This is a genomic window from Nocardioides sp. DN36 (assembly GCF_055380375.1).
In genome coordinates this window covers 2,611,157-2,635,995 of the sequence record NZ_AP043823.1, presented here as the reverse complement: position 1 = coordinate 2,635,995, position 24,839 = coordinate 2,611,157, and the positions used below count along the sequence as shown (strand labels likewise).

Genomic DNA, 24,839 nt, shown 5'->3' with positions numbered 1-24,839 from the left:
CCTCGTCACCGGGGCGGCCGCCACCAGCCACGTCGAGCCGTCCGACGCGACCGGCTTAGCCCCGGTGCTCGCGGTCAGCTGGCCTTCTTGGCCGCCTTCTTCGCGGGTGCCTTCTTGGCGGTCTTCTTGGCGGGCGCCTTCTTCGCGGCCGTCTTCTTGGCCGGAGCCTTCCTGGGGGCCGACTTCTTCGCGGCGGCCGGCTCCTCGTCGGTGGTCTCGCCCCGCGCCGTCTTGGCCGCGTCCACCGAGCGCTGCAGCGCCGCGAGCAGGTCGACCACCTCGCCGGACGACTTGGTCGAGGTGGCGGTCCGCTTGACCTCGCCGCCCTCGATCTTGGCCTTGACCAACGACTCCACCGCCTCGGCGTAGTCGTCCTCGAACTCGCTGGGGTCGAAGTCACCGGCCAGCGTCTCGACGAGCATGTTGGCCATCTTGACCTCGGCGTCCTTGACCTCGCCGGTCTCGACCGAGAAGTCCGGCGTCCGGATCTCGTCGGGCCACATCATGGTCTGCAGCACGATCACGTCGTCACGCACGCGCAGCACCGCGACGGTCGTGCGCTGGCGCAGCGCGACCGTCACCACGGCCATCCGGTCGGCGTCCTTGAGCGCCTGCCGCAGCAGGGCGTACGGCTTGGCCCCGGACTTCTCCGGCTCGAGGTAGTAGGACTTCTCGAAGAGCATCGGGTCGATCTGGTCGCTCGGGACGAACTTCTCGACCGCGATCTCCCGCGAGGACGTCGACGGCAGCTCGGCCATGTCGTCGTCGCTGAGGATGACCATCTCGCCGTCCTCGGTCTCGTACCCCTTGGCGATGTCGGCGTAGGCCACCTCCTCGCCGTCGATCGAGCAGACGCGTTGGTACTTGATCCGGCCGCCGTCCTTGGCGTGCACCTGGCGGAAGGACACGTCGTGCGACTCGGTGGCGGAGTAGAGCTTCACGGGCACGCTGACCAGCCCGAAGGACACCGCGCCCTTCCAGATCGCACGCATCTCCCACGTCCCTTCCCCGTTGCGGCCGGGTCGCCCGACCACCGACTTGCTCCAGTATCGGTCAGGATGGCCCCATGCGTCCCATGCTCGCCACCCGTGGCCGACACGTACCCACGGGTGAGGGATGGACGCACGAGGTCAAGTGGGACGGGGTGCGGATCCTCGCGGACACCACCGGCGACGGCACCCGGCTCTGGAGCCGCAACGGCAACGACGCCACGATCGCGTGGCCCGAGGTCAGTGCCGCGCCTCTCGGTGACCGCGACCTGCTCGTCGACGGCGAGGTCATCGGCCTCAACGACGAGGGGCTGCCGGACTTCCGGGTGCTGCAGGACAGGATGCACGTGCGGAAGGTGACGACCGCGGCCCGGCTGGCCCGCGAGGTCCCGGCGGTCTACATGGTCTTCGACCTGCTCCGGCTCGACGGCCGGGACCTGGCGGACCAGCCGCTCGAGCGGCGCCGCGAGCTGTTGCAGGGCCTCGAGCTGGCCGAGTCCACCTGGCAGGTGCCGGCGGCGTACGACGACGGGGCGATGCTGTTCGACGCCACGCTGCAGCAGGGGCTGGAGGGCATCGTCAGCAAGCGGGTCTCCTCGCGCTACGAGTTCGACGCGCGCAGCCCGAGCTGGCTCAAGTTCGCCCACCGGCACCGCCACTCGTACGTCGTCGGGGGCTGGCGGCCGCAGGAGGGGAGCACGGACCGGCTCGCGGCCCTGCTGGTCGGTGAGCCGACGCCCGACGGGCTCGCCTACCGGGGCCGGGTCGGCAGCGGGATCGGACCGAAGGCCGGGCGGCTGCTCGGCGAGCTGCTGGCCCCGCTGGCCAGCGCCGCGAGCCCCTTCGCCGACGAGGTGCCGCGGGAGGACTCGCGCGGCACCCACTGGGTCGAGCCCGTCGTCGTCGTGGACGTCGACACCCACCACGTCTCGCGGCGACAGCGGCTGCGGCAGCCGTCGTACCAGGGCGTGCGCACCGACCTCACCCCGGCGGATCTGGAACAGTGACGCCCGTGCGCACCGTCCTCGCCGCCCTCCTGCTCGCCGCGACCCTCGCGGTCGCCGCGGGACCACTCGGGGCCGCACCCGCGTCGGCCGCCGGCGACGTCCGCCTCGACGGCGTCACCGTGCACCTGCGGCCCGGCACCCGCCAGGTCGTCACCGTGAACCACACCCGCGGTCACCACGCGCGAGTGACGTTCTGGGCGAAGAGGGACGGCACGTTGGTGCAGCGGCTCCGGGCCCGCGACGGGCGGATCGGGTACGGCGGCCTGGTGCGCGCCGACCGGCGGCGTCAGGGCACCGGGACCACCCCGCTCGGCACGTTCCGGCTGCCGTGGGTCTTCGGCACCCATCGCCGGCAGGACTCGTGGGACCTGGACTACCGCCGGATCCGGCGTGGTGACTACTGGGTCCAGGACAACGCCTCGCGCTACTACAACCGCTACCGCAACCGGAGCCAGGGCGGGTTCCGCTGGCGGCTCCCGGCCAGCGACGAGAACAGCTCGGAACGCCTGACGGACTACCCGGTGCAGTACGAGTGGTCGATCGTCACCTCGTTCAACGCCCGGCAGGTCCGCCACCGGGGCGCCGGGATCTTCCTGCACGTCAACGGGGACGGCGCGACCGCGGGGTGCGTCAGCGCGCCACGCGTCTTCATCCGCGCGCTGGTGCGGCGCCTCGACCCCGACCGCAACCCGGTCATCGCGATCGGTCGGTGACCCCGCCGCCCGCGGGTGGGGGCGGGCGAGAAACGGTCAGACCCGCACGCCCAGCGCGGCGCAGCGGGCGGCGTCGAGCGGCTGCCCGGCCAGGGTGAAGAGCTGCACCGCCTCGCCCGCGAGCCGCTCGAACCCCGCGTCGTCCTGCTGTGCGGCTGCGAGGTGCGCCGACGCCTCGGCGACCGCGGCGTCCCTGGAGGTGCTGACCAGGAACGCCGCCGACTGCCGGGCCAGCGCCAGGTGCCTCTCCGCGTCGTCGAGCAGCCCGGCGTCGGCGCACGCGATCGCGGCCGGCGCCTCGAGCATCAGGTCGCAGAAGCCGCAGCGGTCGGTCTGGCCGATGGCGAGGTCGGCCTGCTCGACGATCGCCACGGCCGTCTCCGGGTCCGGCGCCGCCGCGATCATCGACCCGTAGACCCGCTGGACCAGGTGCGAGCTGATCACCGACCAGCGAGCCAGCGGGAGCGCACGCCGGAGCAGGCCGGTCGCGCCGGGCCGGTCGCCCCTGGCCACGTGGACGTCGGCGAGGCGCTGCAGCGAGTGGGCCTGACCGGCCGTGGCGTCCACGTCGCGGTGCAGCTCGACGGCCTCGGTCAGCTCCCGCTCGGCGCGGTCGAGGTCGCCCATGAGCAGCGCCGCCTCCCCGATCAGTCCCGCCGCGAACGCCGCTCCGCGCAGCGCCCCGTGCTGCTCCGCGCGCCGCCGCAGCTGCTCGGCGAGCCCGATCACCTCGGTGAAGGGGATCGGTCCGTAGAGCATCGACTCGGCCACGCACAGGTGGGCGTCGAACACCGCGGTCGCCAGGCCCGGGTCGTCCAGCGTGCGGCGCAGCTCGAGCCGGAACCGCTCGAAGAGCTCGCCGCGCTGGTGCGCGATGAAGCCCTGGAGGCCGACCAGGTCGAGCAGCTGCCAGGTGTCGTCGGGCCGCAGCACGGCCCGCGCGGCGTCGGCGGCCTCGTGGGCGGACTCGAGGTCCCCGGTGAAGTAGGCGAGGTTGCCGCGTGCGAGCAGCAGCGGCCCGTCGGCGGAGTCGCCCTCGAGCTCGAGCCCGGCCACCAGGGTGGCGGCGGTGTCGAGGTCGCCCTGGAACGTGAGCGCCCGGGCCAGCCGGACCCGGACCAGCCGGTGCTCGGTGCCGGTGGTCATCGCCAGCGCAGCGCGGTACGCCGGCACCGCCGCCGGGTCCGCCAGCGCCAGCAGCAGGTCGCCGCGCCGGGCCAGCAGGTGCGCCCGGTCGGCTCCGGAGGCGTGGTCGATCACCGCGTCGACCAGGGCCAGGCCGTCCCGGTAGGCACCCAGTGCCCCCGCGGTCTCGACCGCCTGGCGGGCGTACGGGATCGCCTGGACCGGGTGCCCGGAGGCGACGAAGAGGCGGGCGACCCGGGTGGCCGGGGCGCCGAGGGCGGCCATCTGCTCGGCGACGTCGCCGCCGGCTCGGGATCGCTCGTGCGCGGGGAAGGTCGCGAGCACCGACTCTCGGACCAGGGCGTGCCGGAACCGGTAGCCGGTGTCCGTCGGCTCCACCACGGCGGTGTCCAGCCCGGCCGCCAGCGCGGCGTACGTCGCGTCCTCGCCGACCCCGCTGACCGCGAGCAGCTCGTCGGTGGTGAACGCCGTCCCCAGCAGGGCGACCCGTCGGAGCACGGCGACCGCCGGCTCGGCGAGCCCGGAGACGGCGAGGTCGCCGCTGCCGTCCGCCGCGGCGCGCGCGGTCTCGAGGAGCCTGAACGGCAGGCCGCCGGAGACCGCGCAGACCTCGGCGACGGTCGCCTCGTCGAGGTCCGGGTGGTGCAGCGCGACCAGCCGACGGCTCGCAGCCTCGTCGAGCGGCTGCAGGTCGAGGACCGACCCCACGCCACGGGCGACCAGGCTCGTCTCCAGCTCCCGGAGCGTCGCGTGCGGCCGGGTGGCGAGCGCGACCAGCACCCGCTCGGTGACGGCGGTCCGGGCGAGGTAGTGCAGGAGCCGCAGGGAGGCCTCGTCGGCCTCGTGCACGTCGTCGACGACGAGCAGCAGGCCCCGGTCGCTCGCCGCGAGCCGGAGCAGCTCGGCCGCCGCGACGAACAGCCGCTGGTGGGCGCTCTCCCCGCTCCACCCCGCCTGCTCGCCGGCCAGCGCGCGGTCCAGCTCGAGCCGGAGGCTGTCGTCGAGCCCGTCGAGCAGCGAGGGGTGTTGCCGGCAGAGGTCGCCGAACGCCTCGAGCACCGGCGCGTACGGCCATGCGCCCTCCATGACCGACGCCGCGCCACGGGCCGTGCGCCAGCCGCGGCGCCTCGCGAGCGTCGTCGCCAGGTCGAGCACGGCCGACTTCCCGACCCCCGGCGGCCCGGTCAGCAGCACCGTGGTGCCGCGGCCCAGGTCGGCGCGCTCGAGCCGGTCGCGCACCAGGTCGCCGGTGGCCTTGCGCCCCACCAGCCGCACGGACTGCTCCGGGGCGGGCTCAGCCGCTGTGGCCGTGGCGCCGGACCGGGCGGCGACCTCGGCCCGCAGCCGTTGCGCCTCGCCGCTGGGCACCGTGCCCAGCTCACGGCGCAGGGCCTGCTCCATCCGCTCCAGCTGGCGCTCCGCGGCCCGCAGGTCACCGCGCTCCGCCAGGTCACGCGCCAGCGCCACGTGGGCCGCCTCGTCGGTCGGGTCCTCGCGCACCAGGTCCGACCAGCGCCGGGCGAGCCGGAGCAGGTCGCGGTGCAGGACGCCGAGGGCGTCGCGCCACTCGGCGGCCCAGGGCTCGTAGAGGTCCTCGGGCAGCAACACCCCGCCATACGCCGTCAGCGCGGCCTCGGCAGCAGGGACGGACCCGTCGGCCAGTGCCTCCTGTGCCCGGCGCCGGAACTCGACCGCGTCGATCTCGACGGCCGCCTCGGGCAGCAGCAGCACCTGGTCGTGGCGCAGCACGACGGTCGGCGGCTCCGTGCCCGGTCCGCCCGCCGCATCGGCGAGGGCTCGCCGCGCGTAGTGCGCGGCCTTGTGCAGGCGTGGCAGCGCGGCGTCCACGGGCACCGTGGGCCAGAGGGCGTCGATGACCTGCTCGCGGTGGAGCGCGCGGCCCTCGGCGAGCGCCAGCAGCTTGACCACGGAGGCGGCGCCGCGTCGCGACCACGCGCCGGCGGGGACCGGAGAGCGTGCGACAGTGACCGAGAACCCCCCGAGCATCGCGATCTCGACCTGCATGTCCGCGCCTCGACTGACCATGGTCCGTCCGGGTCGATCCCAAGGCTAGCCGACGAGGCCGTCCGCGACCTCGCGCCGCGGAGCCGTCGGAAGGGAGGCGAGCAGCTCGACCTCGTCGGTCATCGCCGCGCTCATCCGGCGCAGCAGCGGCTGCACGTCGGCACCGTCCCAGTCGTAGGAGGCGATCTCGTCGGCGACCTCGAAGAGCCGGTGGGAGACCGCGTCGCGGCACCGGTGGTAGTCCCCGAGGGCCGCCCGCTCCGTGCGGGTGCCGCCGAGGACCTCGAGCAGGGCGCCGGCCACGAGTTCGGCGTCCCGCAAGGCGTCGGTCATCCCGTGCGTGCTGATCGGGTCCTTGAAGTACCCCGCGTCGCCCACGAGGGCCCAGCCGGGGCCCCACGGCTGCCGCAGGTGCCCGGGCGCGCCCGCCCAGCCGTGGAACCGTCCGACGCGCCGGGCGTCACCGAGCCGCTCGACCTGGTCGGGCGCGGCCAGCCGGAACGTCGCCAGGAAGCCGGCGTCCTCGCGCTCGCCCAGGCGCAGGGTCCGCAGGCGCTCGGGGGTGGTGGCGGCGAACACGCAGTGCAGCCCGTCGTCGGTCGGGATGAAGCCCGCCCCGGCGCCGTCCCCGTAGGCCCACTCGTAGCCGGCCGCGTCGAGTCCCTCGACATAGGCGTAGCGCACCGCGCTCGCGTGCCGGCCCCGGCGCAGCACGGCAGAGCCGGCCGCGTCCGCGACGACCGATCGGATGCCGTCGGCGCCGACCACGTGGCGTGCACGCACCGTCGACTCCCGACCGTCGCCGGCGTCGGTGCGGACGCCGGCGACCCGGCCGGAGCCGTCGCGCAGCAGGCCGGTCACCCGCACGCCGTACCGGATCTCGGCGCCGCTCTCGAGGGCGGCGTCGGCCAGGACGCGGTCGAGCAGGTGGCGGCGCGGTGCGTACAGCGCCTCCACCCCCTCGCTCGGCCGGATCGTGACGTGCACCGGCTCGAGCCCGGCGGAGCGGAAGGTGGTGCTCCGCACGGCCGGGGTGCCCGCCTCGACGATCCGGTCCAGCAGCCGCCAGCGGGACAGCTGCAGGACACCGGCCCGCATCAGTCCATGGGTGGAGAGCGTGTCCGAGCCGTACGCCGACCGGTCGAGCACCAAAACCCGGGCGCCGGCCCGGGCCAGCAGCATCGCCGTCGAGGCACCGGCCACCCGGGCGCCGACCACGACCACGTCGTACGCCGGGTCGCGCCCCGCGCCGTGCCGCGGGGCGCTCACCGGAGCTCCAGGGCCCGCAGGGCGGCCGTGTCGTCGGCGCACAGGTGGGAGACCACGTCACGAGCGTCGTGTCGGGCGCCGTCGACGGTGGCCGAGTCGCGACGGTGCTGGAAGCGCTGGCCGACCACGTAGAGGCCCGGCGCCGGAGTGACCCCGCGGTTCTGCCGGATGGTGCCGCCGGGCCCGGTCACCGGCACGCGCAGCCAGGGGTGGTGGGGCGCGTAGCCGGTGGCCAGCACCACGCTGCCGATGCCCTCGGCGCGCAGGTCGAGCGCGGTCCGGGCGTGGTCGACGCGGGTCGGCCCGGGCCGGTCCGGGGCGTCGAGCTCCGCCGTCAGGTGGTGCAGTGCGGCGTGGTGGTCCACCAGGTCGAGGAAGCGCGTCAGCCGCGCGTCCGAGTCCCGGGCGGTGGTGCCGAGGTCGTCGGCGAAGGTGACCCGCGAGCCCTCGACGGCCAGCAGCCGGCCGATCACCTCGACCCCCGCGTCCTGCAGGGTGTCGAGGTCGACGTCGGTGCCGCGCGGGTCCCGGGGTTCGCGTCCGGCGAGCTGGAACGACGGCTCGTGGTGGGCGGCAGCGGGCAGGGTGTCGGCGGTGCGCGCGAGGCGCCCGGTCCGCTCCAGCCACCAGTGGACGTCCATCCCGCGGTAGCGGCGGGGCATCCGGGTGTGCCGGCCGACGGCCAGCACCACCCGGCGCCCGGCCCGGGCCAGCTCGTCGGCGATCTGGGTGCCGGACGCGGAGGCTCCGACGACCAGGACGCCGCCGTCGGGCAGGAGGCCGGGGTTGCGGTACTGCAGCGGGGTCAGGACCTCCAGGTCCCGGGGCAGCGCGGCGGCCGCCGCGGGGAGATGGGGGCGCCCGGTCGGTCCGGTGGCGACCACGACGTGACGCGCCTGCCAGGCCGCGCCGTCGCAGGCCACCCGGTAGCCGTCGTCGCGCACCGAGACCTCGAGCACCTCCCGGCCGAGCTCGAGCGGGGCGGCGGACTCCGCGGCGTACCGCTCGAGGTGGCCGACCAGCTCGGAGACCGGCATGAAGCCCTCCTGCCCCGGCCCGCGGTAGCTCCAGCCGGGGAGGCGGGTCATCCACCGCGGGGTCAGCAGGTGCAGGGAGTCCCAGCGCTCGCTGCGCCAGGCCTCGGCGACGCGACCGCGGTCCACGACCACGTGGTCGCGACCGGCGCGGCCGAGCAGGTGGCTCACGGCCAGTCCGGCGTGGCCGGCGCCGATGACGACGGTGTCGACGTTTCGGGTGCTCATGGTTCTTCCTTCCGGGGGGTCGGCCCGGCGCAGGGCGGGCGCCGGGCCGACGGACGCTCAGCCGGTGACGACCTCGACGTGGACGGGGGTGGGGTTGGTCAGCGCGTCGTAGACGGCCGACCGGCGGCGCGACTGCTCGACGATCTCGCGGAGCGTCGCGTCGTCGGCCTCACCCTCGACGTGGAAGGTGACCTTGATCTGCTCGTAGCCGTTGCGCACCGAGTCCGACAGCCCGAGAATCCCGAGCAGGTCGATGTCGCCCTCGACCCGTGAGCTCACGTGGGTGAGGGTCACGCCCCGGGCGGCGGCCACGTTGGCGATGCCGGAGGTGAGGCAGCCCGCGATCGCGTGCAGCAGGTACTCCACGGGGGTGGGGGCGTGGTCGGTGCCCACGAGCACCTGCGGGTGGTCGCTCTCGACGACGGTGACCTGCCGGTGCTCCATCTCCTGCATCGCGCCGAAGAAGTCGGAGTACTCCGAACGGCTGTGCGTGCCGCCCTGCCAGCTGTTGCGGGCCCGGAACTGGAAGCGGGCGATGGCCGGGTTCTCCTTCACCGCGTCGAGCGTCGCGAACAGGGTGGCGACGTCGACTCCGTTGCGAGACTGGGGCGAGGTGGTGACGGTCATGGGGGTTCTCCTCGGTCGTGGCGCCGGACTGTCCGGCGCCGGTTCGGTACGACCATGCGCGGCCGGCCTTCCCCCGGCCTTCCGCCGGCCTTCCCCGTCGCGGCAGGCCCGGGCGGCTAGGTTGTGCGCATGCCGGGTGAGGTCCTCGTCGACGTCGAGGGGCGCACGCTGCGGATCAGCAACCTCGACAAGGTGCTCTATCCCCACACCGGCACCACCAAGGGCGAGGTGCTCGACTACTACGCCCGGATCGCGCCGACCCTGCTGCCGCACCTGCGGGACCGGGCGGTGACCCGGATCCGCTGGCCGCACGGGGTCGAGGGCTCGAGCTTCTTCGAGAAGAACGTGCCGGCCGGCACCCCCTCGTGGGTGCGCACCGCCACGGTGCCCACCACGGGGTCGCGGCGGGCCGCGTCGAGCAGCCGCGCGGGAGGTGACGACACCATCACCTTCCCGATCGTCGACGACCTCGCCACCCTCACCTGGCTGGTGAACCTGGCCGCGCTCGAGCTGCACGTGCACCAGTGGACGGTCGGTCGCAACGGGCGCCCCCGCAACGCGGACCGGCTCGTGATCGACCTGGACCCGGGCGAGCCCGCGGGGCTGCACGAGTGCTGCACCGTCGCCCTGCTGGTGCGCGACAAGCTCGCCGAGCGCGACCTCCACGCCCGTCCCGTCACCAGCGGGAGCAAGGGCCTGCACCTGTACGCCGACCTGCCGCGGCGGCTGCCCCCGGACGAGTCGACGGCGCTCGCGAAGGAGGTGGCCGAGGAGCTGCAGGGGGAGCAGCCGCGCCTGGTCACCGCCACGATGACCAAGTCCCGACGGTCCGGGAAGGTCTTCCTCGACTGGTCGCAGAACGCCGGCTCCAAGACCACGATCGCGCCGTACTCCCTGCGCGGCCGGGATCGGCCGCTGGTCGCGACCCCCGTGTCGTGGGAGGAGGTCGAGGCGGGCGCCGAGGACCCACTCGGCATCGAGCAGCTCCGCTACGACGAGGTGCTCGACCGCGTACAGGATCTGGGAGATCTCTTCAGCGAGGCCTGAGCCTGCCGATCGGGTCTGGGTGTTACCAAAAGGTGGACGTCCCGTGGGTGTCGCGTTGATCTCGCGTGGGACGGTGACTCCTATCTTGGGGGAGGGCCACGGGTCCGGCCGGGTGGGGACCGGGCCGGGGCCCGCACCGCAACGACAGCAGCAGCACGAACACCGTGGGGGGGCATCGGGAGCACGGGGGGAGTGAGCACGGGGGGACTGCATGGGGGGAATGGACGACACCGGAGGCAGCGGGGAGGGAGTGCCTCCGGTTCGTCCCCCACGGGGAGGTTGAGCCCGTCCGGCGCCCGGGGGGAGCGTCGGACGGGCCGCCCCGCCCAGGAAGCGTTCTCGGGAAAGAGGCTCGGATGGAGATCGTCACCTCTCCGTGGCAGCCGGCCCCCTCACGGTGGAGCCGGCTCCTCGTCGTGCTCGGCATCTTCGCGCCGGTCACGCTGCTCGCCCTGCTGCCGATAGGCCTGGGACTGGAGCGGTACGTCGTGTCCGGCGACGAGATGGCGCCGACGATCGGGCGGGGCGCCGTCCTGATCGAGCGCGACGTGCCCGTCAGCGACCTGCGGGCCGGGGACGTGATCACCTTCCAGCCGCCCGGCCATGCGGGGCTCGAGGGACCGGTGACCCGCAGGATCGTCTCGATCGAGGCCGGCCGGGCCCGCACCCGGGCGGACTCGCGCCCCGCGACGGATCCCTGGACGGTGTCCCTGGACCGGCCGACGCAGCAGCGCGTCGTGGTCGCGGTGCCGTACGTCGGCTACGTCTACCTGGCGCTCGTGACCCCGGGACCGGTGGCCGTGGCGGTGGCGGCGCTGCTCGGCGCAGGCGGGTTCGCGGTGGCCGCGGTCCTCGGCCGGCGGCGCCGAGCAGCGCGACCATGACCCTGGCCACCCGTGTTGCCCTCGATCCAGGTGCCGCTGGCCCTATGCTCCTGCCCATGGCACAACGGGTTCTGGTCGTGGAGGACGAGGAGGACATCGCTTTTCCCCTCGTCCGCACGCTGGAGCGTGAGGGGTACGACGTCACCTGGGTCGACAGCGGCCAGCGGGCGCTGGACGACCTGTTGTCGTCCCCGACCGACGTGATGATCCTCGACCTCGGGCTGCCCGACATCGACGGGCTCGAGGTCTGCCGTCGTGCCCGGGACGCCGGCTACGGCGGCGCGATCATGATCGTGACCGCGCGGGCCGGTGAGCTGGACCGCGTCGTGGGCCTCGACTACGGCGCCGACGACTACCTGGCCAAGCCGTTCGGCCTGGCCGAGCTGCAGGCGCGGGTGCGTGCGCTGCTGCGTCGTACCGCCTCGAACCCCGGCGCCGCGGCCGCGGTCGGCCCACCGGACAGCGGCCTGCGCATCGACGTGGCGGGCCGGCGGGTCTATGCCGGCGAGGACGAGGTCTCGTTGACCGGCAAGGAGTTCGAGGTCCTCAACATCCTGGCCGCCAACCGCGACAAGGTGGTCTCCCGCGGCCGGTTGATGGCCGACGTGTGGGACGAGAACTGGTACGGCTCGACGAAGACGCTCGACGTGACGATAGGTCGGCTGCGCCAGAAGCTCGAGGGCGTCGGGGTGACGGAGCGGGTGGTGGCTGTTCGGGGCGTGGGTTTCCGCCTCGAGGGCGGCCCCTCCGATGCGTAACCGCCTCACCGCCTCGTTCATCGTCCTCTCCGTCCTGCTGCTCCTCGGCGCGGGCGTGGTGCGCGCCTTCGTGCTCCGCGACCTGGTCCGGGAGCAGGAGAGCGCCCACCTGCAACAGCAGGCGGTGCTGGTCTCGCGGGTGGTCGAGGCCCGGCAGACCGGTGGCGGCACGATCGACCGGGACTTCCTCTCCGGCCTGGTCGCCCCCGACGCGCGGCTGGAGTACGTACCCGCGTACGGCGAGCCGGTGGTCGTGCAGGGGGATCGGTACGACGGCTCCGACGGCACGGACGGGGACCTCGCCGCCAGCACCACCCTCGACCAGGGGACCGTGACCGTCCGGCAGTCCGCCGAGGTCGTCCGGGACGTCCTGGGCCGCGATCTCGGATCCGTGCTCGTGCTCTTCCTGATGATCGCGGTGGTGGCGGGCGCGATCGGGTACGTCGTCTCCCGCATCGTCTCGGCGCCGTTCCAGCAGCTCGCCGCCGCGGCGGCGGCGCTGGGCCGGGGCCGCTTCGACGTCGACGTGCCCCGCACCCGGATCCCCGAGGCGCGGGCCATCGGCCAGGCGCTGCGCACCAGTGCCGCGCAGCTGGAGGACCGGCTGCGCCGGGAGCGCGACTTCGCCGAGCACGCCTCCCACGTGCTGCGCACGCCGCTGACGGGCCTGCGCCTGGAGCTGGAGGAGCTCAGCCTCCGCGACGACGTGCCCGAGGACGTGCGGGCCTCCGCGGTCCGGGGGCTCGCCGGCGTCGACGAGATGAACGCGGTGGCGGGCGAGCTGGTCGAGCTCTCGCGCAGCGGCAGTCTGGTCGCGGGCGCCGAGATGCCGCTGGTCGACCTGGCCACCCAGCTCGCGCAGCGCTGGGCCGACCGGCTGGCCGCCCGGGACCGGGTCCTGACCGCCTCGGCGGACGGCGACCTGTCGCTGACCTACACCCCGGGCCCGGTCGAGCACGTCCTCGACCTGGTGCTCACCGACGTCGTGCGCCGCGGCACCGGCGCCGTCCGCATCGTCTTCTGGGGCCTGGAGGGCGGCCACCTCCGGGTCAAGGTGTCCTCCGAGGGGCGGGTGGCGGACGGCGAGGGCGGGGCCGCCGGCCCGCGGCTCGACCAGGCCCGCGCCGTGGTCGAGGCGCTGGGCGGTCGGCTCAGCGGTGACGACCCGGCGGCGGGCCTCGAGGTGCTGCTGCCCCGCCGCTGACCGGCGCCGGCCGCCCCACGGGCACCGGCACCGGTGGAGCGGATCCTCCTCAGGAGTCCGAGGGGCGCCAGCCCGCCTCGTGGGCCAGGCCCACGGCGGCCAGCTGCGAGGAGACCTCGAGCTTGGCCAGGATCGACTTCACCTGGGTGCGCACCGTGGCCTCCGAGACCACGTTCAGGCGGGCGATCTCGCGCACCTGGTGGCCCTGCATCAGCTGGCGCAGGACCTCGCGCTCCCGCGGCGTGAGGTCCTCGAGACGGCGCCGCGCCTCGTGGTTCTCCACGCGGTTCTGGTGCCACTCGGCGATCAGCTCCTCGCGCTCGAGGCGGTCCATCACGGGGAAGCCGTCGTTGAGCCGGCGCACCGTGGCGAGGATGTCGTTGAGCGGTGAGGTCTTGGTCAGCACCGTGCGGGCGCCGTACCGCAGGCACTCACCCCAGCGGGTGCGCTCCACCGATCCGGTCACGACCACGACCGCGATGCCGGCCTTGGCGAGCGGCTCGATCAGGCGTACGCCGTTGCCGTGCGGTCCGAGGTCGAGGTCGAGCAGCACGATCCGCGGCTGGGCCCGGAGCACGGCTGCGAGCACGGCCCCCAGCGAGCTGGGCCGGTCCGGCAGGGGGACCCGGCGGACCTGGTAGCCCTCCATGCCCAACGCGATCTCCAGCGACTCCGCGAACAGCAGGTGGTCCTCGACCAGGGCCACGCGGGTGGTGCCTCGGGGATTTCTCATGGCATTCCCGGGGAGCTCGTGGGAATGGTGAGGACGAAGGTCGCGCCCCCCAGGCGGCCCTCGTTCTCGAGTCTCAGGTTGCCGCCCTGCTCCAGCATCAGCCGCTTGGCGAGCTGCAGGCCGATGCCCTGTCCGGGCGAGCTGGCGCTGCGCGCGCCCCAGGCGAAGAGCGAGTCGCGCAGGGTGTCGGGGACCCCGGGCCCGTCGTCGGACACCTGGACCTCGACGGCGTTGCCGCGGCGGGCGGAGGTGAGCTCGACGTGCGACTCCGGCGCGTGGCGCGCGGCGTTGCTGAGCAGGATGTGGACGACCTCGGCGAGGTCGTCGGACCGGCCGAGCACCCGCAGGTCCGACGGGCGCAGGACCACGTCGACCCCGAGCGTCTGCTGGGTCTCGACCAGCGGCTGCAGCACCTCGTCCAGGCAGAAGTCCTCGACGGGCTGCTGGCCGCGCTTGGTGAGCATCCGCTCGAGCCGGGTCATCTCAGAGTCCAGCAGGGACTCCAGCCGCTGACGCTGGCTGCCGGTCGGCCCGCCGTTCTGGATCAGCAGCCGGGAGGCCATCGCGACCCCGGCGACGGTGGCGTGCAGCTCGTGGAGCTTCTCCTGCCCGTGGCGCACGCTCACCTCCGCGGTCGCGGCGCGGTGGGCGAGGCTCACCAGCCGGCGCGAGTTGTCCCCGATCGTCTGGCGCAGCATCGCGGCGGCGGCCCCGCACAGCAGCACGGTGCCGAACAGTGCCCACCCGACGGCCAGCGGCGACGGCGAGCCGTGCTCCTGACCGGAGGAGACCACCCGGCTGGCCAGCAGGCACAGCAGGCCGGCGACGACCCGGGTCCGGACCCAGCCGGGCAGTGCCTCGACGCGGGCCACGACGGCGGCGACGGCCACCGTGAGGACGACGCCCGTCGCGACCACCGCGGCCGTGGCGGGCGCGGACAGGCTCAGGGTGGGGTCGGTCCCGGTGTCGATGAGGACCAGGCGTGCGGTGGCGGCGAGGCCGCCGAGCATCAGGCCCACCACGAGCGGGTTCCAGGCCGGCAGCGGTGCACCCCGGGCAGCCAGGGCGGCCAGGGTCAGCAGCACGAGCGCGGACGGCAGCTGCGTCACGCCGACGACGTACCCGTAGTGGCCCACGTCCGAACCCGCGACGGCGAGGAGCGCGAACGGAAGGTTCTGGGCGGCGACGTAGGACAGCGCCATCGCCATCCAGCCGGTGGCCGTGCGCCGGCTGATCCGCCAGTCGTACTGCAGGACGACCGCGCTGGCGAGGACGGCGAGCTGCATGAGCAGCAGGCTCATCACGCTGGCGGTCCGCAGTCGCAAGGACGCCGAGCCCTCCAGGGCCAGCACCAGGAGGTAGGGCTGCAGCAGCACCACCGTGAGCAGGGCCGAGCTCCGCCACGTCCAGCCGCCGGACGTGGGCAGGCCCCAGGGCACCTGGGAGAGCTTGGTCTTGATGCGTGTCACAGGTCGCTGCTCGGTCCCCCCCGCCCGCACGCTTGTCGCCTCCCGAGCGACGAATCCCACCTGCGGCGGTCGCGTTTCAAACGTGATTCCCGCCATGTGCATCACGCTACGATGCGATTTCGGTAGCCGTCCCTCGTTTTGGCGACGGATACCGGGAATTGATGAAGTGTTGCGTGTCCCTTGAAGAACCTGCAGAAAGTGCTCCTAGTGAGCGGCCCACCAGCTGTTCCGCGATCTCGCCCCCACGGATCGCACGGCGATCCCGTGGAAGTGCGTCCCGACGACTCCGTGACCGTCAAGACCGAGCCGAGAGCAGCGCTGGTGAGCCACTCGATCGAGTGGGGGGACTCGACCTCTCTACTGTCCGCCCAGGGTCCGGATTCAACCATCCCCAAATGTGGGGGACTACCCCGAGCGAGGCGTCGGGCCGCCGGGACGGCACGCCAGCATGAGGTATTCGTTTCGGACAAGGGGACAGCTTGTGCCAGCACCAACACCACGTGCTCGCCCTCTCACGTGGGCAGTCTCGGTGGACCGAGTCCCAGGGGCCCCTGATGACGGCCGTGCCGAGTTCCGGGCCTGAGCCGCGGCGGACCCCGGTCGGGCTGTTCGCAGACCAGTACCTCGTCGGCCAGGCCGTCCGCACCGCGCTCTCCACCCGGGGGTTCCCGGTCGCCAACTACCGCTGGCCGGCCGGCCCGCGGCAGGTCCGCGAAGCCGCCCACCACATGCTCCAGATCGAGGCCGTCGTCGGCGTCCTCCTCTGCGACCTCGACCGCCCCGAGCGGCTGGTCGAGGTCGGCGCCCTGGTGGGCTCGGCCCCCTCGGTGCGCTGGCTGCTGCTCACCAACGCCCCCGAGAGCCCGCGCTGGGGCGCGGTGCTGACCCGGGGCATCATCGCGGTGATGCCGACCTCTACGGGGCTCGACGACCTCGTCGTCGCCGTCACCGCGGCGGCCGCAGGCGGCTCGGTGATGGACGAGACCGTGCGGCGCCGGCTGGTGCGTGAGTGGCGCCTGGTCGAGGACGAGGAGCGCCGCCTCGTGGCGCGGATGGAGTCGTTGACCGCCCGGGAGATGAACGTGCTCTCCCTGCTGTACGACGGTCGGTCCGTGCGCGGCATCGCCGAGCTCGCGGGGGTGTCGGAGGCGACGGTGCGCAGCCAGGTCAAGGCGGTGCTGCGCAAGCTCGAGGTCAACTCGCAGCTGGCCGCCGTCGCGGCCTACCGGCGGGCGAAGGACGTGACCCGGATCCGGCACGGCGCCTGACCCTGGACCGCCCGACGTGGGCGCGCCTCCACCACAATGGGGGCATGACGACGACCCGCGAGGTCCACACCTGGCTCACCGACATGGACGGCGTGCTCGTGCACGAGGACGTGCCGATCCCGGGCGCCCAGGAGTTCATCGAGGCGCTCAAGGAGTCCGGGCTGCGATTCCTGGTGCTCACCAACAACTCGATCTTCACCCCGCGGGACCTGCGCGCCCGGCTGCTCGGGAGCGGGATCGACGTGCCGGAGGAGGCGATCTGGACGTCGGCCCTGGCCACCGCCCAGTTCCTGGCCGAGCAGCGGCCGCACGGCACGGCGTACGTCGTGGGGGAGGCGGGGCTCACGACGGCGTTGCACGACATCGGCTACGTGATGACCGACCGCGAGCCCGACTACGTGGTGCTCGGGGAGACCCGGACCTACTCCTTCGAGGCGATCACCCGGGCGATCCGGCTCATCGAGGGCGGGGCGCGCTTCATCGCCACCAACCCGGACCCGAGCGGGCCCAGCATCCAGGGCACGCTGCCCGCGACCGGCTCGGTGGCGGCGCTGATCTCCACCGCGACCGGGCGCAAGCCGTACTTCATCGGCAAGCCGAACCCGCTGATGATGCGCAGCGCCCTCAACCAGCTCGACGCGCACTCGGAGACCACCGTGATGGTGGGCGACCGGATGGACACCGACATCATCAGCGGCCTCGAGGCGGGGCTGCGGACCGTGCTGGTCACGACGGGCTCGACCCGGCCCGACCAGGTGGAGACGTTCCCCTACCGGCCGACGCGCGTCGTCGACTCGATCGCCGACCTCGTCGAGCTGGTGGGCGCCGACCCGCGCGACGACTAGGGCATCGGGTCGAGCGGCCAGGTCCGCCCGGTGGCGCTGTCGACGAGGGCGGCCCGGTCGGCCTGCAGCGCCAGGGGCAGGGTGTCGGCGATCATCCGCACCACCGTCGCCATCGCGGCGCCCTGTGCCCGGGTCGCGACCGAGACGTGCGGGACCCACCAGCCGGGCCGGTAGTTGTGGTGCAGGTCGCCGCGGCCGGCCACAGCCTCCACGACCCGCTGCTGACGGCAGGCGAGATCGGCGGTGACCGCCGGCGCCAGGGCCGCCCGGCCGCGCGGGAAGGTCAGCGTCCCGTGGCAGTGCAGCGTCACCGGCCCGCCGTCGGGCAGGGCGGCCAGCGCCGCCTGCACCGGCACGAGGTCCCAGGATCGGAGCACGGCGTACGACAGGTGCGGCAGGTGCCGGCCGTGCGTGTGCGACGCCAGGGTGCGGACGCCCTGCTCCTCCAGACGCGCCCACAGGTCGCGCACCAGACGGTCCGAGCGACGGTCGAGGAGCAGGCAGACGGCGAGGGCCACGCACCCAGCGTCCCGAACTCGGGGAGGTCCGTCGAGGGGTCGACGCGGACCAGGAGCGCCCGCGGTCCGCCCTCCAATTTGGGCATGCAGCCGCTCGCCGGACCGACCTACGGTGAGAAGCGACGCCGGTCGGGGGACGACCCGGAGGTACCTCGACATGAACGCGCTGCTGGAGAGGCTGGGCAGGTTCGCGAGCAGGCACCGGTGGTGGGTCGTGGGGGTGTGGCTGCTCCTGCTGGTGGGGCTGACCCTCGCCAACCGCGCGGCGGCCGGCAACTTCGTCAACGACTACTCGGTCCCGGGAAGCCAGTCCTCCACCGGCCTCGACGTGCTGAGGAAGGACTTCTCCTCGGCCAGCGGCTACTCCGGCCAGATCGTCTTCCACGCCGAGAAGGGGACGGTCGAGGACCAGTCGAAGGCCGTCTCGACGACGATGAAGGACGTCGGCGGCCTCGACCACGTGATCAGCGCGACCGACCCGTTGAAGACGCAGGGCACGCCCGCGGTGTCCAAGGACGGCACCATCGCCTACGGCACGGTCTCGTGGGACGTCGTCCCGGCATCCCTCGACCAGGACTACCTCGACGAGCTCGACAAGGCCGTCGAGCCGGCGCGCTCCGCGGGGCTGGTCGTCGACTACGGCGGGGGCGCCGGACAGATCGGGCAGGCCCCCGACGACACGGTCTCCGAGCTGATCGGCCTGGGCTCGGCGCTGGTGCTGCTGCTGATCATGTTCGGCTCGATCGTCGCGGCCCTGGTGCCGCTGGTGGGTGCGGTCTTCAGCGTCGGCACCGGGTTGGCCCTGGTCGGGCTGGTGGCGGCGGTCATCAACCTGCCGACCACGGCGCCGACCGTGGCGACGCTGCTCGGCCTCGGCGTCGCCGTCGACTACGGGCTCTTCCTCGTCGCCCGGCACCGCGAGCAGCTCGACCGCGGCATGGACCTCGACGAGTCCATCGGCAGGACCACCGCCACGTCCGGTGCCGCGGTGGTCGTCGCGGGCAGCACCGTGGTGGTCGCGATCCTCGGGCTCTACGTCTCCTCGGTCCCGTTCGTGGGCGCGCTGGGCCTGGCCTCGGCCATCGTCGTGGCGGTCACCATGCTCTCCGCGCTCACCCTGGTGCCCGCGTTCCTGGCGCTGGCCCGCAACCGGGTCCGGTCGCGGAGCGACCGCGCCGAGCCGCGGGCGGATGCCGCCACCGCCGACCACAGCCACGAGAACAGTGCGTTCGCCCGCTGGGGCCGCAAGGTCAGCGACAAGCCGTGGCCGTGGGCGGTGGGCAGCGTGCTGCTCCTGCTGGTGCTGGCGATCCCCGTGCTGTCGCTGCGCCTCGGCCAGCTCGACGCCGGCTCCGACCCGACGTCGCAGAGCGACCGGCGCGCCTACGACCTGATCTCGCAGGGGTTCGGGGACGGCGCCAACGGCCCGCTGACGGTCGTGCTGAAGCTCCCCCAGGGATCGCAGCAGCAGACGCAGGACTTCCTGAGCTCGGCGCAGAAGAAGCTCGCCAAGACCTCGGGAGTCGCCTCCGCGGGCGCACCCACCACCAACCCCGCAGGCACCGTGGCGGTGATCAACCTGGTGCCGACGACCGCTCCCGACGACGCGAGGACGAGCGACCTGGTCGACGACCTCAAGGACACCGTGCTGCCGGGGCTCGGCGCGGACGCGGCGTACGTCGTGGGCACCACCGCGGGCTACGTGGACTTCACCGAGAAGGTCGGGCAGCGGATGATCTGGCTGATCCTCGCCGTGGTGCTGCTGTCCCTGGTGCTGCTGACCATCGCCTTCCGGTCGCTGGTGATCTCGGTGAAGGCGGCGGTGCTCAACCTGCTCTCGGTCGGTGCGGCGTACGGCGTCGTGGTCGCGGTGTTCCAGTGGGGCTGGGGCTCCCAGCTGCTGGGCATCGACCAGGACCTGCCGATCCCGGCGTTCGTGCCGATGCTGATGTTCGCGATCGTCTTCGGCCTCTCGATGGACTACGAGGTGTTCCTGCTCTCCCGGGTGCGGGAGGCCTGGCACCAGACCGGCGACGCGCACCGGGCGGTGGCGATCGGCATCGGCAGCACCGCGCGGGTGATCACGACGGCCGCCGCGATCATGGTCGTGGTGTTCACCAGCTTCGTCCTCGACACCGACCCGACCATCAAGATGCTGGCGGTCGGCATGGCGGTCGCCGTGCTCATCGACGCCAGTGTGGTGCGGATGGTGCTGGTGCCGGCCTTGATGTCGATCCTGGGGGCGCACGCGTGGTGGCTGCCGCGCTGGCTGGACCGGGTCATCCCCGACCTCCAGCTCGAGGGGAGCGTCGAGCCCGTCGTACCCGCGCCCGAGCCACAAGTATCGTCCCGGCGCCCGTGAGCAGGCGCGGGCGTCGGGCCCTCGGGGCGGTCGCCGGCCTGCTGCTGGTGACCGCGTGCACGGGCTCCGGCGGCGGGCCGGCCCCCGGCACCGCCGCCGCGGTCCGCCTCGCTCCGGCCTGCCCGGCGCCTCCGGCGCAGGTGAAGGAGCCGACCGTGGACGAGCTCAACAGGATCGGCCGGACGCTGGACCTGCCGGCCTGGCAGGCCGGCGACATCGGCGCCACGGGCATGCTGCACGACCACCGGCTGGTGTGGCTCTTCGGCGACACCGTGCGCGCCGACCCGCTGGAGCCACCGATCGTGGCCAACTCGATGCTGGTGACCTCGGGGCGCTGCGTCTCCCAGCTCCTCGACCTGCACCGAGGCCCGGCGATCCCCGACGTGGCGCCGAACGTCGTGCGCTGGCCGATGTCGGTCGCGGTCGCCCGCAAGGAGGGCCACGACGTCGTGGTGGTGCTGTGCTCGCGCATCGACCGCGGGCACGGCGGCTCCTTCGACTTCACGTTCCTCGGGACGGACGCTGCGGTCTTCACCGTCGCGGACGGCGGCGTGCCGGCGCTGCGCAAGATCGTCCGGATCACCCCGGACTCGCGCGACGAGCAGCAGGTCAACTGGGGAGCTGCGGCGGACGTGCACGGTGGCTGGTACTACGTCTACGGCACCCGCCTGACCGGCCGCCCCTACGACTTCGGCCGGGAGCTGTACGCCGCCCGCGCCCCGGTCGACGACCCCGGCGACCGGAGCCGGTGGGAGTTCTGGGACGGGCGCCGGTGGCAGCCCCGTCGGCAGCACGCCGCGGCCGTGCTGCCGAGCCGGGGCGGTGTCTCCCAGACGCTCTCGGTCGACAGCGTCGGGGACCACTTCGTGGCGGTCTCCAAGCGCGACGGCGACATCAGCGACTTCGTCTACAAGTGGACCGCACCCCACGCGTGGGGTCCGTGGACGCCGGTCAAGGAGCTGGAGGCACCGGGCGGGTTCGACACCGGGAACCTCGAGTACGCCCCGCTCGCGCACCCCGAGATCCCGTTGCGGTCGGGGCGGCTGCTGGTCTCCATCTCGCGCAACACCACCGACCTCCAGCGGTTGTTCGAGCACCCGCAGGTCGGTCGCCCCGAGTTCGTCGAGCTGCCCCGTTGAGGCGCGCAGAAGGCCCCCTCCTGATGCTCAAGGATCCGCTCGGAATGCGTGCCCAGCAGCCCCGAATTTGGCGATTACTGCCCGTTCTGGGGGCCCCTACGGTGACACGGCCAGCTCGGCGCGGGGACCGAGACCAGGATCCGTGCCGGTCCTCGCCCTCGGGCGTCCCCGGTGCGGCTCGTCGCCTCACAGGAGGAGCGCTCCATGAAAGTTCAGTCCAGGTCGAGGAAGGCACAGGTCGCGGTGCTCGCGGCGTGCGGGACCCTCCTCACCACCGGTGTCGCCGCCGTCACCACCGACGCGGCCGTGGCCGCCCCGGGCAACAACGGCGTCGTCAAGATCGACGGCATCCCGTTCGACTCCTATCCCGACAACGAGCCGCACGTCGGCTGTACCTTCCAGGTGGACTTCTACAACTACGAGCAGGGCAACCTGAACGCGTCGGTCAGGTTCACCGCACAGCCGCCGACGGGCAAGTCGGTCCTGCTCGTCGCCGACAACATCTTCATCGGTGAGGACGCGGCCGGAGGAGGCACCGACGTCGACGCCCAGGAGACCTACGACCTCTCCACCGCTCTCAAGCTCTACATGGCCCACCCGAACCAGGGCTACCACGTGAAGCTGAAGGTGAACGCGCCCAGCTCGATCGGCAAGGACACCAAGTACAAGACGTTCTGGGTGACCGGCTGCGCCGGCTACTGACCCGTTCGTCCGTCATCCGCCCACCGGGCTGACGACGGCGCCCCGTCCGGCGGATCCCCCTCCCGCCGGCCGGGGCGTCCCGTCGGCCCCGCACCACCCCGGAGAGCCCCGTGTCCCCATCCCCGCGCCGGTCCCGCCACCTCGGGAGCGCCCTCGTCCTCGGTCTCTCCCTGGTGGCCGCCGTCCTCGTGCCGCCGGCCGTGGCCCAGCAGCCCGCCCAGTCGCAGGTCGTCAGCGACGACCCTGTCGACTGGACCCCGAACGTGCTCGACGGCTGGGTGAACGCCGTGGTCCAGGTCGGTGACACCGCCATCGTCGGAGGCACGTTCACCCAGGTGCAGGCCGCCGGGTCCGGGACCACCCTCGCCCGCAGCTACCTCGTCGCCGTGGACACAACGACCGGGGCGATCGACCCCGACTTCGACGTGACGGTCAACAGCGAGGTCGAGGCCATCGCGGTCGCGCCGGACGGCAGGTCGGTCTACATCGGTGGCGCGTTCGGGACGGTCAACGGCGTGGCGAGGAAGAAGATCGCGAAGATCGACGTCGCCACCGGGGCCGTGGACAAGACCTTCACCGCGAACGCGAGCGCGCTCGTGCAGGAGCTGGTCGTGCGCGGAGGCTGGCTCTACGTGGGCGGGAAGTTCACGACGATCAGGTCCACGGCCCGCTCCGGGCTGGCCCGGCTGGACCTCGCGACCGGTGCCGTCGACGCCAACCTGGACCTGCCCTTCACCGACCCGCCCCGCGGCTCCATGGGCGTGCCCGAGCTGGACGTCAGCCCGGACGCGTCGAAGCTCGTCGCGGTGGGCAACTTCAGCAAGGTCGGCGGCCAGCCGCGGATCCAGATCGCGATGCTCGACCTGACGACCACGCCGGTGTCGGTGGCCAACTGGGAGACCGACGTCTTCCCCGTGTACAACCCGACGGTCGCGAACGCCACCTGGTGCTCGACGACCTTCCCGTCGTACATGCGGGACGTGGACTTCGCCCCCGACGGCAGCTACTTCGTGGTCGCCACGACGGGAGCGAACCGGGCCGAGCGGCTGTGCGACAGCGTGTCGCGCTGGGAGTCCTCGGCCCGGGGGAGCGCGCTCCAGCCGAGCTGGGTGGACTGGAGCGGTGGCGACTCGTTCACCGCGCTCTCGGTGACCGGCACGGCGGTCTACGTCGGCGGGCACCAGCAGTGGATGAACAACCCCTACATCGCGCTGGCCTGCGGCACCTGCCCGGGACCCGGTCCCGGGGGAGTGCCGCGCGAGGGCATCGCCGCCCTCGACCCGGTGAACGGGCTGCCGTTCAGCTGGAACCCCGGCCGGCAGCGGGGGTACGGCGTCTACGCCTTCCTCGCCACCGCCGACGGGCTCTGGGTCGGCAGCGACACCGATGTGCTCGGTGGGGAGACCCACCGCAAGCTCGGCTTCTTCCCCCTGGCCGGCGGCACCACAGTGCCGGCGAACAACCCGTACCCGATCACCGCGGACCTGTTCAACATGCAGTCCTCGACCGGGAACCTGCTGCGCCGGCCGTACTCCACGTCGGGCCTCGCGGCCGGCACGGTCGTGCCCACCGGGGTGGACTGGCGCCAGGCCCGCGGCTCCTTCGCGTTGAACGGCAGGCTCTACACCGGCTGGAGCGACGGCACCCTCACCGTGCGTGACTTCAACGGCACGTCGGTCGGAGCCCCCACCACCATCGACCTGCACGGCCTCGAGGTCGCGCCGCCCACGTCGTTCAAGATCCCGGGCACGAAGACGGCGGTCCCGAGCTTCGCGACGCAGCTCGCCTCGATGACCGGCATGTTCTTCGCGAACGGCCGCATCTACTACACGGTCTCGAACGACTCGCGGCTCTACTACCGGTACTTCACCCCGGAGAGCCGGGTCGTGGGCGCGAACCTGTTCGTGGCCAGCACCGGTGACGGGGTGATGTGGTCGAAGGTGCGCGGCATGACGATGAGCTCGGGCCAGCTGGTGTTCGCGACCTCCGAGGGCAAGCTGTGGCGGGTCGCCTTCGACGCCCGGCCGACCGGGGCGGTGACCCAGATCGGTGGCCAGGGCATCGACGGGGTCGACTGGTCGTCGAACGGGTTCTTCTCCTACCAGTGAGCGCCGGTGTCGTCAGCCCGACAGCGCCACCCGCTGCTCCACGATGGCGCGGGCGTCGGGGTCGATGACCCAGGTGGCGTAGTCGTCGCGGCCGAAGTGCTGGTCCGAGGCGTCGGCGTTGATCCCCTTGTTGCCCAACAGCACGTACCTGTCGTTGGTGACCGAGCCGGGGTCCCAGGTCTGGGCCGTCACGACGCCGTCGACCGTGAGGCCCACGACGGGGCCAGAGCGCCAGCAGACGGCCGTGTGCCACGCGCCGTCGTCGACGTTGACGGTCGACGTCATGATCCTGGCGCCGAGTGTGCCCTTGACGCGGCAGTTGACGGTGCCCCCGGACGAGGGGGCGAGCTGCAGCTTGACCTGGCCGGGGTCGGCGAACAGGCCCTTCTGCATGAGGTTGCCGGAGTAATGCTTGTCCGGGATGGGCCGCGAGGTGAAGACGAGGCCCATCGCGAAGTTCTGGGTGCCGGGATTGTCGTGGCTGCTGTTGGCCACCGTCCCGAACGAGGGGGCCTGCGTGAGCTCCACGGCACCACCGACGCGGCCGGTGGCGGGCAGCACGCCTCCGCCGCTGAAGCTGATCGGTTGGCTGCCGTTGGCGTCCTGCACGACGCCGGCGACGAGGTCCATGCCCCAGCTGTTGCCGGGAGAGACCGCGAGAGCTGGAGGCGCGATGACCAGCAGCGCGCCGAGGGAGGCGGCCGCAGCCGCCTGGTGGAGGTGGAACATGGTCTGGCCTCGGGTGAGAGTGGCAGAGCAACGTC

At 73.2% G+C, this 24,839-nt stretch carries 21 protein-coding genes; 12 read left to right on the top strand and 9 right to left on the bottom strand.

Annotation, left to right across the window (positions count from 1 at the left end; genetic code table 11):
- Positions 1-74: 74 nt before the first annotated feature.
- Positions 75-992 (bottom strand): non-homologous end joining protein Ku, encoded by a 918-nt coding sequence (gene ku, locus ACZ43H_RS13550; RefSeq protein WP_464583565.1) that lies wholly within the window; start codon positions 990-992, stop codon positions 75-77.
- A gap of 74 nt (positions 993-1,066) precedes the next feature.
- Here ku and ligD (ACZ43H_RS13545) point away from each other — a divergent pair, with 74 nt between their 5' ends.
- A complete protein-coding gene (gene ligD / locus ACZ43H_RS13545) occupies positions 1,067-1,996 on the top strand; it encodes a non-homologous end-joining DNA ligase (RefSeq protein ID WP_464583563.1) in 930 nt (309 codons plus the stop codon).
- 5 nt (positions 1,997-2,001) lie between these two features.
- Positions 2,002-2,709 (top strand): L,D-transpeptidase family protein, encoded by a 708-nt coding sequence (locus ACZ43H_RS13540; protein WP_464583561.1) that lies wholly within the window; start codon positions 2,002-2,004, stop codon positions 2,707-2,709.
- Positions 2,710-2,745: 36 nt separating this feature from the next.
- On the opposite strand, the gene ACZ43H_RS13535 is transcribed toward ACZ43H_RS13540, so the two are convergent.
- The 4 genes from ACZ43H_RS13535 to ACZ43H_RS13520 are packed head-to-tail and all read right to left on the bottom strand — an operon-like array spanning position 2,746 to position 9,038.
- Positions 2,746-5,880 (bottom strand): ATP-binding protein, encoded by a 3,135-nt coding sequence (locus ACZ43H_RS13535; RefSeq protein ID WP_464583560.1) that lies wholly within the window; start codon positions 5,878-5,880, stop codon positions 2,746-2,748.
- 45 nt (positions 5,881-5,925) lie between these two features.
- A complete protein-coding gene (locus ACZ43H_RS13530) occupies positions 5,926-7,149 on the bottom strand; it encodes an NAD(P)/FAD-dependent oxidoreductase (protein WP_464583559.1) in 1,224 nt (407 codons plus the stop codon).
- Entirely contained in the window at positions 7,146-8,411 is a 1,266-nt protein-coding gene (locus tag ACZ43H_RS13525; RefSeq protein ID WP_464583557.1) for a flavin-containing monooxygenase, read from the bottom strand. The genes ACZ43H_RS13530 and ACZ43H_RS13525 overlap by 4 nt, the downstream gene beginning before the upstream one ends.
- A 57-nt stretch (positions 8,412-8,468) precedes the next feature.
- A complete protein-coding gene (locus ACZ43H_RS13520; RefSeq protein WP_464583555.1) occupies positions 8,469-9,038 on the bottom strand; it encodes an OsmC family protein in 570 nt (189 codons plus the stop codon).
- A 129-nt stretch (positions 9,039-9,167) separates the two neighbouring features.
- Here ACZ43H_RS13520 and ligD (ACZ43H_RS13515) point away from each other — a divergent pair, with 129 nt between their 5' ends.
- The 4 genes from ligD (ACZ43H_RS13515) to ACZ43H_RS13500 all read left to right on the top strand — a co-directional run bounded on the left by ligD (ACZ43H_RS13515) (position 9,168) and on the right by ACZ43H_RS13500 (position 12,931).
- Positions 9,168-10,085, top strand: a complete 918-nt coding sequence (gene ligD, locus ACZ43H_RS13515; protein ID WP_464583553.1) for a non-homologous end-joining DNA ligase — start codon at positions 9,168-9,170, stop codon at positions 10,083-10,085.
- A gap of 356 nt (positions 10,086-10,441) precedes the next feature.
- The gene (locus ACZ43H_RS13510) at positions 10,442-10,969 is read left to right on the top strand and encodes a S26 family signal peptidase (protein WP_464583551.1); all 528 of its coding nucleotides are present in this window, start codon (positions 10,442-10,444) and stop codon (positions 10,967-10,969) included.
- Between the two features lie 56 nt (positions 10,970-11,025).
- Positions 11,026-11,727 carry a response regulator transcription factor gene (locus ACZ43H_RS13505; protein WP_464583549.1) on the top strand — a complete coding sequence of 234 codons (702 nt, stop codon included), beginning with the start codon at positions 11,026-11,028 and terminating at the stop codon, positions 11,725-11,727.
- Entirely contained in the window at positions 11,720-12,931 is a 1,212-nt protein-coding gene (locus tag ACZ43H_RS13500; protein ID WP_464583547.1) for a histidine kinase dimerization/phospho-acceptor domain-containing protein, read from the top strand. Before ACZ43H_RS13505 ends, ACZ43H_RS13500 begins: the two co-directional genes overlap by 8 nt.
- A 49-nt stretch (positions 12,932-12,980) precedes the next feature.
- Here the strand turns inward: ACZ43H_RS13500 and ACZ43H_RS13495 are convergent, their stop codons facing one another.
- Complete coding sequence (locus ACZ43H_RS13495; RefSeq protein WP_379181448.1) at positions 12,981-13,664, bottom strand: response regulator transcription factor; 684 nt, start codon at positions 13,662-13,664, stop codon at positions 12,981-12,983.
- Positions 13,661-15,133, bottom strand: coding sequence for a sensor histidine kinase (locus ACZ43H_RS13490; RefSeq protein ID WP_464583545.1), 1,473 nt, complete (start codon positions 15,131-15,133; stop codon positions 13,661-13,663). The genes ACZ43H_RS13495 and ACZ43H_RS13490 overlap by 4 nt, the downstream gene beginning before the upstream one ends.
- 554 nt (positions 15,134-15,687) lie before the next feature.
- Here ACZ43H_RS13490 and ACZ43H_RS13485 point away from each other — a divergent pair.
- Both ACZ43H_RS13485 and ACZ43H_RS13480 read left to right on the top strand, forming a co-directional pair.
- Complete coding sequence (locus tag ACZ43H_RS13485; protein WP_464583543.1) at positions 15,688-16,401, top strand: helix-turn-helix transcriptional regulator; 714 nt, start codon at positions 15,688-15,690, stop codon at positions 16,399-16,401.
- A 44-nt stretch (positions 16,402-16,445) separates the two neighbouring features.
- Positions 16,446-17,246 (top strand): HAD-IIA family hydrolase, encoded by an 801-nt coding sequence (locus tag ACZ43H_RS13480; RefSeq protein WP_464583541.1) that lies wholly within the window; start codon positions 16,446-16,448, stop codon positions 17,244-17,246.
- Here ACZ43H_RS13480 and ACZ43H_RS13475 read toward each other — a convergent pair.
- Positions 17,243-17,764 (bottom strand): 2'-5' RNA ligase family protein, encoded by a 522-nt coding sequence (locus tag ACZ43H_RS13475; protein WP_464583539.1) that lies wholly within the window; start codon positions 17,762-17,764, stop codon positions 17,243-17,245. The genes ACZ43H_RS13480 and ACZ43H_RS13475 overlap by 4 nt on opposite strands.
- A gap of 157 nt (positions 17,765-17,921) precedes the next feature.
- On the opposite strand from ACZ43H_RS13475, the gene ACZ43H_RS13470 reads away from it, so the two are divergent.
- The 4 genes from ACZ43H_RS13470 to ACZ43H_RS13455 all read left to right on the top strand — a co-directional run bounded on the left by ACZ43H_RS13470 (position 17,922) and on the right by ACZ43H_RS13455 (position 24,075).
- Positions 17,922-20,126 (top strand): MMPL family transporter, encoded by a 2,205-nt coding sequence (locus ACZ43H_RS13470; RefSeq protein WP_464583537.1) that lies wholly within the window; start codon positions 17,922-17,924, stop codon positions 20,124-20,126.
- Positions 20,123-21,265, top strand: coding sequence for a DUF4185 domain-containing protein (locus ACZ43H_RS13465; RefSeq protein WP_464583535.1), 1,143 nt, complete (start codon positions 20,123-20,125; stop codon positions 21,263-21,265). The genes ACZ43H_RS13470 and ACZ43H_RS13465 overlap by 4 nt, the downstream gene beginning before the upstream one ends.
- Positions 21,266-21,469: 204 nt before the next feature.
- Positions 21,470-21,967 carry a hypothetical protein gene (locus ACZ43H_RS13460; RefSeq protein WP_464583533.1) on the top strand — a complete coding sequence of 166 codons (498 nt, stop codon included), beginning with the start codon at positions 21,470-21,472 and terminating at the stop codon, positions 21,965-21,967.
- Between the two features lie 110 nt (positions 21,968-22,077).
- Positions 22,078-24,075, top strand: a complete 1,998-nt coding sequence (locus tag ACZ43H_RS13455; protein WP_464583531.1) for a YncE family protein — start codon at positions 22,078-22,080, stop codon at positions 24,073-24,075.
- 12 nt (positions 24,076-24,087) lie between these two features.
- On the opposite strand, the gene ACZ43H_RS13450 is transcribed toward ACZ43H_RS13455, so the two are convergent.
- The gene (locus ACZ43H_RS13450; protein ID WP_464583529.1) at positions 24,088-24,804 is read right to left on the bottom strand and encodes a LamG domain-containing protein; all 717 of its coding nucleotides are present in this window, start codon (positions 24,802-24,804) and stop codon (positions 24,088-24,090) included.
- Positions 24,805-24,839: the final 35 nt, after the last annotated feature.